Annotated in this window: 11 protein-coding genes; 6 read left to right on the top strand and 5 right to left on the bottom strand. The window is 70.7% G+C overall.

Annotated features, from left to right (window positions below; all coding sequences use genetic code 11):
• Nucleotides 1–176 precede the first annotated feature (176 nt).
• On the top strand, nt 177–401 hold the full coding sequence (locus VGD85_RS01305; protein ID WP_331061645.1) for a DUF433 domain-containing protein: 225 nt from the start codon (nt 177–179) through the stop codon (nt 399–401).
• On the top strand, nt 398–772 hold the full coding sequence (locus VGD85_RS01300) for a DUF5615 family PIN-like protein (protein WP_331061644.1): 375 nt from the start codon (nt 398–400) through the stop codon (nt 770–772). Before VGD85_RS01305 ends, VGD85_RS01300 begins: the two co-directional genes overlap by 4 nt.
• Here VGD85_RS01300 and VGD85_RS01295 read toward each other — a convergent pair.
• Both VGD85_RS01295 and mshB read right to left on the bottom strand, forming a co-directional pair.
• The gene (locus VGD85_RS01295) at nt 698–1,093 is read right to left on the bottom strand and encodes a hypothetical protein (protein ID WP_331061643.1); all 396 of its coding nucleotides are present in this window, start codon (nt 1,091–1,093) and stop codon (nt 698–700) included. The genes VGD85_RS01300 and VGD85_RS01295 overlap by 75 nt on opposite strands.
• An 11-nt stretch (nt 1,094–1,104) precedes the next feature.
• Nucleotides 1,105–2,028, bottom strand: a complete 924-nt coding sequence (mshB, locus tag VGD85_RS01290; protein ID WP_331061642.1) for an N-acetyl-1-D-myo-inositol-2-amino-2-deoxy-alpha-D-glucopyranoside deacetylase — start codon at nt 2,026–2,028, stop codon at nt 1,105–1,107.
• 144 nt (nt 2,029–2,172) lie between these two features.
• Between mshB and VGD85_RS01285 the strand changes: the two genes are divergently transcribed.
• Together VGD85_RS01285 and VGD85_RS01280 are read left to right on the top strand one after the other, a co-directional pair.
• Complete coding sequence (locus tag VGD85_RS01285) at nt 2,173–2,403, top strand: hypothetical protein (RefSeq protein ID WP_331061641.1); 231 nt, start codon at nt 2,173–2,175, stop codon at nt 2,401–2,403.
• Nucleotides 2,404–2,411: 8 nt separating this feature from the next.
• On the top strand, nt 2,412–2,801 hold the full coding sequence (locus VGD85_RS01280; RefSeq protein ID WP_331061640.1) for a type II toxin-antitoxin system VapC family toxin: 390 nt from the start codon (nt 2,412–2,414) through the stop codon (nt 2,799–2,801).
• 48 nt (nt 2,802–2,849) lie between these two features.
• Here VGD85_RS01280 and VGD85_RS01275 read toward each other — a convergent pair whose 3' ends face one another.
• Nucleotides 2,850–3,119 carry a hypothetical protein gene (locus VGD85_RS01275; protein ID WP_331061639.1) on the bottom strand — a complete coding sequence of 90 codons (270 nt, stop codon included), beginning with the start codon at nt 3,117–3,119 and terminating at the stop codon, nt 2,850–2,852.
• Between the two features lie 7 nt (nt 3,120–3,126).
• On the bottom strand, nt 3,127–3,522 hold the full coding sequence (locus VGD85_RS01270) for a (deoxy)nucleoside triphosphate pyrophosphohydrolase (RefSeq protein ID WP_331061638.1): 396 nt from the start codon (nt 3,520–3,522) through the stop codon (nt 3,127–3,129).
• A 24-nt stretch (nt 3,523–3,546) separates the two neighbouring features.
• Between VGD85_RS01270 and VGD85_RS01265 the strand changes: the two genes are divergently transcribed.
• Nucleotides 3,547–4,440, top strand: a complete 894-nt coding sequence (locus tag VGD85_RS01265) for a hypothetical protein (RefSeq protein ID WP_331061637.1) — start codon at nt 3,547–3,549, stop codon at nt 4,438–4,440.
• Nucleotides 4,441–4,776: 336 nt separating this feature from the next.
• Here the strand turns inward: VGD85_RS01265 and VGD85_RS01260 are convergent, their stop codons facing one another.
• Nucleotides 4,777–7,764, bottom strand: a complete 2,988-nt coding sequence (locus VGD85_RS01260) for a hypothetical protein (protein WP_331061636.1) — start codon at nt 7,762–7,764, stop codon at nt 4,777–4,779.
• Nucleotides 7,765–7,990: 226 nt separating this feature from the next.
• On the opposite strand from VGD85_RS01260, the gene VGD85_RS01255 reads away from it, so the two are divergent.
• Nucleotides 7,991–8,784, top strand: a 794-nt coding sequence (locus tag VGD85_RS01255) for a hypothetical protein (RefSeq protein ID WP_331061635.1), incomplete at its 3' end; no start/stop codon positions are given.

The following is an 8,784-nucleotide window of genomic DNA, read 5'->3' as shown; positions in this document are numbered from 1 at the left end:
CGGCACCTTGTCGCCGGCGACGAGGTACAGGGCGGCGTACGCCGCGGCCGCCAACAGGACGAGCCCGACGATCGTCAGCAGGACGACCTTGCCGCCCTCCTTCTCCCGGGCAGGGGCGGTCTGCGGCGAGGTCACGGGCGCCATCCTAGGAGGCTGACTTCGCCTAGACTGTCCGCATGTCCACTGACCGCATCACGGTCGACCCGACACGCATGGCCGGATCGCCGACGATCCGCGACACCCGTGTCACGGTGACGGCGGTGCTCGGACAGCTCGCTGCGGGTCGGTCCGTCGACGACATCTTGAGCGATTACCCGTACCTGGAGCGAGAAGACGTCTTGGCCGCGCTGGCATTCGCCACGGAGTCGATCCAGCGCGACTTTCCGTTCGTCGCCGCATGAAGCTGCTGATCGACGCCAACCTGTCTCCGGTCGTCGCCGAGCAGCTGAGAGCCGACGGCTACGACGCGTCCCATGTCGAAGACCACGGGCTCGGCACCGCGTCCGACGAGGCGATCGCATCGTTCGCGACCGGCCAGGGCGCTGCGATCGTCTCCGCTGACACCGACTTCGCCACGATCCTCGCCCTGACCGGCAAGAGCACGCCCTCACTGGTGCTCTTCAGGTCGGCGGATGCACTGGCGCCCCGTGCGCAAGCGGCACTCCTCGCAGCCAACCTCCCCACGGTTGAGGAGGAGTTAGGAGTGGGCGCGGTCGTCTCGATCTCCCGCGGCCGTCTGCGCGTTCGCCGCCTCCCCCTGCGCTCCTCGTGACTCACGCGGTCGCGGACGCGGCAGCGTGGCGATGCCGACGACGATCAGCACCAGGGCCGTGCCGAGGACGGCGTAGCCCTGCGCGTCCTGGCTGATCACGTAGTCGCCCTCCGGGCGCGGGAACGCCAGCCAGCCGATCATCAGATCCCAGCCGGCCACGAACGCGAGCCGCGCCCACCAGCCTGCGGGCAGCGCGGCGACCGCGGCGGCGGTGGCGGCGAGGGCGAGCGCGAGCCCCCAGCCCAGGTCGTGCAGCGCGACCGTGGCGACGCCGGTGACCGCGCCGGCCAGGAGCAGGCCGGCGGCCGCGAGGACCCGCACCCGGGACTCGCTCAGAGCCCGGCGAACAGGTCGGTCTCGAGACCGTCCTCGTTGAGCTCGCCGCGCTGCCCCTTGGCGATCCGGAAGAACTCCAGCCCCCACGCGACCGACCCGACGTTGTTGGACAGCGCGAAGAACGGCCCGTCGGTGGTGATCTGGGTGGCGTGGGCGCGCATCGCGTTCATCTTGTGCTCGACGTAGTCCTGGGCGTCCACGACCGCGGCGAGGTTGTCGTCGGCGGTGATGAACGGTGGGAGCGGACCGTCGGGGTCCATGCCCTCGAACGTGGTCGAGTCGCCCGCGTCGCGCAGCGCCCGGAGGCTGGCGCGCATCCGGCTCTCCGACATCGCGCCCCAGTAGATCTTGGCGATGTCCCAGGCCTCGCCGAGGTCCTGGCGGTACGACGGCACCGCGGCCAGCGCGGCGGCGTACGTCGCGACCCGGTGGGCCTGGATGTGGTCGGGGTGGCCGTAGCCGCCGAACTGGTCGTAGGTGACCATCACCTGGGGCCGCACCTCGCGGATCACCTCGACGAGGTGGTCGGCGGCTTCGGTGAGGTCGGCGTGCCAGAAGGCGTTCTCGTGGCCCTTTCCATCTTCTGGCAGGTCTGCCGGGATCGCGTGGCCGTCCTCGTGCCACTTCATGCCGCTGTCGCGGTAGGTCCCGAAGCCGCCGAGGTAGCGGTGGTCGGTGACGCCCAGCGCCTCCATCGCGGCGGCCAGCTCGCCGCGGCGGTGCTCACCGAGCCGGTCCTCCCGGTCGGCGGCCAGGTGCTCGAGCTCGGGGACCAGGATCTCGCCCATCTCGCCGCCGGTGCAGGTCACGAGCGTGACGCCGCGTCCCTCCGCGGCGTACTTCGCCATGGTCGCGCCCTGGCCGATCGACTCGTCGTCGGGATGGGCGTGCACGAGCAGGAGACGCTGGTCAGCAGTCATGGTCGGAATCCTAGGGAGGTCGTCGGCATGCGGACCCGGTCGTCGAGCCCGTCGAAGCCTCAACCCGGCGGACCTCCGCGATCTTCCACGGCACGCGGCGGCACCGCGGTTGCCCCTCGGGGGTCGTGGTGCCACGATGGCACCATGAAGCGGATGAACCTGCGCGACGTGCCCGACGACGTCTACGCTGCCCTGGCCGACGCCGCCGCAGCGAACCGGCAATCGCTCTCGGCCTTCGTCGTGGACCGGCTCAGCGAGGTCGCTCAACTGACGCGGCTGGGCGACTACCTCGACGAGTACACGCCGCCGCGAGGAACAGGTGTCACCGTCGACGACGCCGTCGCGGCGGTTCGGGAGGTGCGGGAGGCCTCGTGAGTCGAGCGGTGGTCGACGCGTCCGTGTTGACGGCCTTCTACGTGGCCGAGGACCTGCGGTACGACGCGGTGGTGGCGAGATTGCGCGCCGGTGACGCGCTGTTCGCCCCCGCCCACGTCGATGCCGAGGTTGTGTCGGCACTCCGCGGCCTGGCCAGGGGAAGACCGGCCATCGAGGCGGCGGCGCCCGCAGCTCTGCGGCACCTCGCGGGTCTCCCGCTGCGCCGCATGCCCCTGGCGTCTCTGCTTCCCCGCGTGTGGGAGCTGCGGGACAACCTCACGGCGTACGACGCGGCGTACGTCGCCCTCGCGGAGCGGCTCGAGGCCACGCTCGTCACCGCAGACCGGCGGCTCGCGTCTGCGAGTGGCCCGCGCTGCCCGATCGACGTGGTCGGGTGATCGCCCGGGACACCATCGGGGAGCGGATGCCTCGAGGCCAGGCGTGCGCTACGACCGCTTGATCCTGCGCGGCGCCGTCGGCAGGTCCAGCGGTGCCGGCGGTGGCGCGGGCTCGTCGGCGTCCAGCCACCCGTCGTACCGGTCCACGAGCACCTCCAGCACGATCGCCGGGGCGTCGGTGAGCACCGCCCAGGGATGGTCCTCGTCGTCGTCCTCGCCGGCGAGGCGCTCGCGCTCGACGTGGGCGTCGTAGCCGTCGGCGCTCAGCCGGGCGACCACCTCCCGGGCGTCGTCCTCGTCGAAGAAGATCCCGCGCATGCGCCCATCATCCCAGGGCGTCGCCGCCGAGCGCGTCGGCGACGTCGGTGAGGAACGGCCGGTCGGGGTCGAGCCAGTCGACGTCGTCCAGGTCGCCGGGGCCGAGCCAGCGGACCTCGTCGTGCTCGTGGGGGTGCGGCTCGCCGCCGACGAGGCTGGCGAGTGCGACACGCAGGACGTGTCGCTCGCCGATCGCGACCTCGCCCGGGAGCCAGCGGGTCAACTCGATGGCGCAGCCGAGCTCCTCGCGGATCTCGCGGACCAGCGCGGCCTCGGGCGTCTCGCCCTCCTCGACCTTGCCGCCGGGGAACTCCCACCGGCCAGCGGCCTCGGCGGGGAACGTACGCCGCGCCGCCAGCACGCGGCGCTCGCGCAGGATCGCTGCTCCCACGACCTCCGCCACGGCCCCGACGCTACCGTGGCCCGGGTGCAGCTCACCCGCGTCGACGACCTGACCGCCGAGGGCGAGGCGCTCGCGAGCCGGTACGGCGGGCGCGTGGGTCTCGCGGCGGTGCTGGGCGACCTCGACCGGCGGCTGCGGCGTACGCTCGCGCCCTGCCTCTCGCGGCACCGGGCGTGGACCTGGGACGCGGACGACCGGTGGGACCCGCGCTGGTGGCCCCAGGGCGTGTCACCCGCGCCGGAGCCCGGAGTCCTCGGGGTCACGTGGTACGCCACGTCCGGCGGCTCGCGGCTGAGCGTCCTCGACCTGCGGTCGCGCCGCTATCGCCACGTGACGCTGGTGCGGCCCACGCGCGAGGGCTACGAGCCGCTGCGGGTGCACGCCGGCGGGCTCGCGTGGAGCGGCCGGCGGCTGTACGTCGCCGCGACGCGCGCCGGGCTCTGGGTCGGCGACACCGACGACGTCCTGCACACGCACGACGGCTACGTGCTGCCGGTGCGGCACCGGATCGCGGCCGACGCCGGAGACGGTGAGCCGCTGCGGTTCTCGTTCGTGTCGGTGTCACCGTCGGATCCGGCGCGGCTGGTCGTCGGGGAGTACGGCAACGACCGTCAGACCCGACGGCTCGCCCACCTCTCCCCCGATGGCGACGCGTTCGAGCTCGTCGACGGCGGCGTGGTGCGCGCGCAGGGAGCGGTGGCGGTGGGCGACTCCTACGCCCTGAGTGCGTCGCACGGCCAGTGGACGCCGGGGTCGTTGTGGACCGGGCGCCCGGGCGCGTTCCGCGAGCGCCGCTGGGCGCTGCCGATGGGCCCCGAGGACCTCGCGGTCTCCGCGGACGGCCGCCGGCTCTGGACGGTCACCGAGCACCCCCGTCGCCGCTGGATCGTGTCCCTGCCGATGCCCCACGGTGGTTGAGGAAGGCGCGCTACCGCCGCGCACGGTGGTTGAGGTGCGACGAGCGCCAGCGAGGAGCCTCGAAACCACGCCGATCGGTCCAGACATGCGACAAGCGCCACCGTTTCGGTGGCGCTTGGTTGCCGGGCTTGCGGGACCGCTTGCCCTAGGGTGAGACAGGCGGTCCGGACCATTCTCGCGCAGCGGCAAACAGAGAATGGCCCGGACCGCGTCTGTGTGTCCCGACTTGGTTCAGATGTGGAACTCGGGGGTTGCGGGAGCAGCGCCCCCGGGGGAAGCCGGCTCCGGGACAGTCACTCTTCTGTCCCGGAGCCCGCTCCGTGTTGAGCTACCGGATCAGCGAACGCGGGTGACGCCGCGGTCGGCGAAGGTCAGCGTGGTGGCGCCGATCTTGACGACGTACTTCGTCACCTTGTTGCCGTTGCGGTCCTTGATGCGGAAGACCAGGTTGCCGTTGTCGTTGAGGACGCCGGCCTTGACCTTCTTTCCGTTCTTCCACAGGGTCGCCTTGGCACCGGCCGCCTTGCTGATCGCGTTGGCCTTGATGCGGTCGACCTTGGCACCCTTGCCGGTCACGACGAGCTGAGCGTCGACCTTGGGCGGCGTGCCCTGGACCCAGTTGATCGGCGCCGAGGAAACCGCAAGGGTGTCGTTGTTGTCACTCGCCTGAGACTCGTTCGCGCCAACGAGCGACTCGTTGCCATCCACACGAGCCATCAGGGTCTGCGTGGCGGGAGCGTCAGAGAACGCCCGGATGCCGGCGCCCGAGACGGTGTAGTCCGTACGCGTGGTGCCGAAGTCACCGTCCGTCTGGAAGTCCGCCACGGCGGAGTCGTCGCTGATGTCCGCGTCGAGGTTGCCGACAACGTTGCCGAACTGGTCGTAGGTGTAGAGGTTGAACTCGACCGAGTCACCCGTGTTGACGTCCCCGGAAGGCTCGCCAGCAGCGCGCTTGAGCTCACCCTGGGTGAGGTTCAGAACGTTGGAGGCGTCGAACTCGACGGTCTTGGTGACGGTCTTGTCGCCCGCCTTCACCGTGATGGTCATCTCGGCGAGTCCGTCGGTGTCGAAGTCCGAGTCCTTCTCGATCGCCGCGACGGCGCCGGCCTGGGCCGCGTCACCGGTCGAGACGGTCTTGCTGGTGCCGTCGTTCTTGAAGAAGCCCCAGAGGTCGCCGACCGCGTCGTGGCCGTCAGCCAGGTCGAGGTCGTTCACCGTCTCGGCGTTCGGGCTCAGGAAGCCCTTGTTCACCGAGAACTCGACCGGGAAGTCCTTCAGGGCGGGGTTGTTGCTCGTGTCGCCGTCGTTCACGCCGTCCTCAGCGCGGACAACCACGTCCAGGTCGACGGGGCGACCGGGCGCGGCCTGGCCGTCCAGTTCCTGAACGCTGACCTCGATAGCGGCCACAGCCGGGGCGGCGGCCCAGTGGATCGTCAGCGCCTGGTGCGCGTTCGGCTGGGCAGCGTTCGGAGCCGAGGCGGCCTCGGTGTCACCGTCGGCGCCCAGGTCACCCTTGAGCGACGCACCCACAGGAGCGCCAGCAGCGCTGCTCGCCTCAGCGTCGGCCAGTGCCGCGAAGGTCGCGTCCTCGGGAACGTCCGGCACCACAACGGGACCGGCCGGGTCGGTGACCTTGAGCGAGAACTTGCCGTCCGCACCCGTGGTCAGCGTCGCCGTGTTGCCGGTGACCGTCACGCCGGCGGGCTGCTCAGCGGTCGGCGCGAGACGCGAGTCGACGCCCGGCGTGTAGGTGACCGTGATGTGACGTCCCGCGAGACCGCCACCCTTGTTCGAGAGCGCGCCAGTGATGGTGGTCGAACCCTCGATCGGGGCGTTCGCCTCGGTGCCCTCGTCGTACGCAATGTCCGACTCGGAGGCCTGGACCGTAAGCGGCGTAGCGTTCGTGAGGCCGGTGCCGCCAACGTTCGGGCGCCGAGCCTCGAGCGTGTAGGAGCCATCCGGCAGACCGCCAGGGAAGTCCGCGTCGGTCGGGTTCGCCACCGTGTAGGTGCCGGCCGGCGTCGTGTCGGCGGCCCCGGTCCAGGCGGTCGTGACGGTGTCGCCAGCGCCAGACGGGTCAATGATCCAGCGGTACTGGACGTCGTCTCCGGCGAGCGTCTCGTCGATGAGGTTGCCGCGCTGGTCGCGGGTCTCGATGGTGAAGTCGTCGTTGTTGCTGAGCTCGTCCTGGTCGTAGTTCGACCGGTTCCGCTCGTTGACGATGGTCACCGTCGACAGGGTGGGCGTGTACGTGGTCACCGTTGCGGTGGCCGACTTGTCAGTGCCGCTTTCGAAAACGTCGTTGTCCGTCGTGTTGACGTAGAACACGTGCGAGCCGGCGGCGAGGCCAGTGATCTCGAGCTCGCCAGCGGCATTGGTGTAGTCGATAACGGTGGAGACGTCGTCGGCGGTCGATGCGGTGCCCTGGTCGTCGAACTCACCGATCTGGGCGTTCGCGATCGGCTTGCCGTTCTGGTCGGTGACCTTGACCGTGACCTTCCCAGTGGTGGAGGTCTCCTGGGCGACCGGGGTGACGGTGATGTTCGCGATCTGCTGCACGTACAGGGTCGACGCCTCGGCGTCGTCCGTAGCGGTCGCGTTGGCCCCGATCACCAGCTGGTTCGCCTCCGTGCCGGCCGAGTACACGTAGCCGTCGATGTCGAGCACCGAGTTGAACGTCTGCGGCGTGGCGGGGTCGCTGTCGGCGTCGACGGTGTCGGTGACGTCCGCACCCGGAGCGGTGATGTTAGCGAGCTGGCTTCGAGCCTCGACGGAGACAGTGGTGTCCGAGGTGGTGCCGTTGACGGCGACGTACTCACCCGCGGGCTCGCCGACGCCGGTGTACGGGCTCTGGAACACGCCGAGGGCGCCCTCCGAGCTCAGCTCCACCGTTGCAGCGGTGTTGTCCAGGGTGACGTCCTGCACCGCCGGCGTGCCCACGTTGGCGACGGCGCGGATCTGGTCGACGACCGTGCTGGCAGCCGGGGTCCAGTCGAGGCCGAACGCGCCGTCGGCGCCGCGGGCAACGGGGCCGCCGGGAACGTCAACCCAGTTGGCGGCCGCGGTCGCGTCGTTGTCGTACTGGAACGAGATGGCGTTGACGTCAGAGCCACCGCCGGCCAAGAGCGAGATGCTGGTGTTGGTGCCGTCGTTCTTCGCGGAGACCGTGACCGTCTGAGGCGCGTACAGCACAACGTCCGTTGCGCCCATGTCGTCAGTGAGGGGCGTCGCAGACGCCGTGGAGGCGAGGAACGGAAGGCCCGTCACCGCCAGGGCGGCGACGGCCGTGCTGGCCAGTCCCCGCTTGATGCCGCTGCTGTTCATGCTGTGTTTCCTTCCGGAGTGAATGGACCGGGAAGATCCCCCGTCCCTTACATGAGGCCCGAGAGCCCCGTGTTCGGCGCTCGCATACGGATCCCGAGTGCCACGGAGGACATTAGGGACGTTGCGTGGATCACGGTGTTGTTGTTGCAGGTGTGCCGGAAACCTGCAATAAATGGTCCTGGGTGGCAGGGGCGCACTACGGACGACACCCGACGATCGGGGGATCATGTCAGTGGAGCGGGGCCCGTCACCGGCACGGCGACGCGGACGGCCGCAACGGCTGCCCGAGGACCCGCACTCGCTCGGATCCGGCCAGGTCGGGTGCGACCAGCGGATCGCGTGGCTGCTCACCGTGACCCGGCTGCTCGGGCCCGATCCCGACCTGGCCAGACGCGACGGATTCATCGCGGCCCTCAAGGAACGCGGCCTCCCGGTGGACGCCTCCCGGGTGTCTCGATGGGAGTCGGGCCTGCAGCCGCTCTCGGCCGCGGTCACCGCGACGTACGAGTCGGTGCTCGGCCTCCCGGCCGGCTGCCTGGTCGCGGTGGCGAACGGGCTGCGCCGCTCCTTCGAGACCGGCCCCACGATGCGGCGCAACCCCGCCCACGAGAAGGCACTGAACAACACCGAGGTGGAGACCCTGCTCGATCGCGGCGAGCAGGGGGCGGCGACCGGCGCCCACTGGCTGCGACTCACCGACGAGCTCAACCGGTACGACCGGGTCTTCCTCCGCGACCGCGAGTGGGCCAAGGTGACCCACCAGCTGGTCAACGAGCTCGGCCGCGCCGTGGGCGCCGGATACGTACGCCGATATGAAGCCGCGGCGGCGTTCATCGGCCACCCGGTCGCCCGTCAGCACCTCATGATGGCGATCGGCCGGTTCGTGACCGCCCCCGACGCGCAGGTCGTCGCACCCGTGCTCAACCTCCTCGCCGAGGTGCCGGACCGGGCCGCCGCCGACCTCACGCTGCGGTTGTTGTCCGCCGACACCGACAACGTCTACCTGCGCCGGGCGGCGTC

The sequence above is a fragment of the Nocardioides sp. genome (genome assembly GCF_036401255.1).
In the GTDB taxonomy this organism is placed as follows: domain Bacteria; phylum Actinomycetota; class Actinomycetes; order Propionibacteriales; family Nocardioidaceae; genus Nocardioides.
Note: the sequence above shows the minus strand (reverse complement) of the source record. Positions and strands in the feature narration are given on the sequence as shown.

Bases quoted from the DNA above. Each gene is read 5' to 3' on its own strand.
- VGD85_RS01305 (WP_331061645.1), top strand. From the start codon at position 177: ATGTCCACTGACCGCATCACGGTCGACCCGACACGCATGGCCGGATCG.
- VGD85_RS01300 (WP_331061644.1), top strand. From the start codon at position 398: ATGAAGCTGCTGATCGACGCCAACCTGTCTCCGGTCGTCGCCGAGCAG.
- mshB (WP_331061642.1), bottom strand. From the start codon at position 2,028: ATGACTGCTGACCAGCGTCTCCTGCTCGTGCACGCCCATCCCGACGAC.
- VGD85_RS01285 (WP_331061641.1), top strand. From the start codon at position 2,173: ATGAAGCGGATGAACCTGCGCGACGTGCCCGACGACGTCTACGCTGCC.
- VGD85_RS01275 (WP_331061639.1), bottom strand. From the start codon at position 3,119: ATGCGCGGGATCTTCTTCGACGAGGACGACGCCCGGGAGGTGGTCGCC.
- VGD85_RS01260 (WP_331061636.1), bottom strand. From the start codon at position 7,764: ATGAACAGCAGCGGCATCAAGCGGGGACTGGCCAGCACGGCCGTCGCC.